A 589-nucleotide genomic window follows, 5' to 3' on the forward strand; every position below is an offset into this window, starting at 1 on the left:
ACGAAGGCTGCCCCACAGAACGGGTCGAGGCCTAGCATCTCCTGCACAGCCAATGCCAATCCGTCCATGCCGCGCCGGAAGTCAACCGGCCGGGTCGCCACGTAGATCTTCAGATCGTTGCCCGGTGCAATCATCGCGAGGCCCGAACCGCTCGGATCACCTGCGACAGCTGTTCGAGGTCAACCGCCGTTCGGATCACCATGTCGTCGATCACGATCTCCACCTTCGCCGGCGTCGATTTCGATGGCCTCATCCTCCGCTGAGGCACCGATGAGTCGTCCACCATCAACTGCGCGAACATCGGCGCCATGCTTTCCGGCAGTGCCAGTTGTCCCTGACGAAGGCGACGCCGCCAATCGTAGACCTGCCAGCGGGTCGCGCCATGCTTGCGTGCGACCGCCGCCACCTGCACCCCCGGCATCAGGCTCTCGGCCGCAATCCGGGCTCTCTCAGCCTCCGAGCGAACCCGCCGTCCCGTTGGACCTTCCAGAACCTCGAGCCGGCCTGCGTAGCCAGCTGTTGGGACGTCCAAATCGACGTCCATTTTGCCGTCTGCTCCCACGTAGGCCCTCCGTCTCTCGCGATCGGG

2 protein-coding genes are annotated in these 589 nt (G+C 64.7%); both read right to left on the bottom strand.

The features are described from left to right. On the bottom strand, positions 1-134 hold a 134-nt coding region (gene tnpB, locus NKI54_RS36390; RefSeq protein ID WP_352694684.1), incomplete at its 3' end, for an IS66 family insertion sequence element accessory protein TnpB. Next, the coding region (locus NKI54_RS36395) for a transposase (protein WP_352694682.1) at positions 131-589 on the bottom strand (459 nt) is incomplete at its 5' end. The genes NKI54_RS36395 and tnpB, both read right to left, overlap by 4 nt.

It is taken from the genome of Mesorhizobium sp. M0663 (assembly GCF_040320585.1).
Taxonomy (GTDB): Bacteria; Pseudomonadota; Alphaproteobacteria; order Rhizobiales; family Rhizobiaceae; genus Mesorhizobium.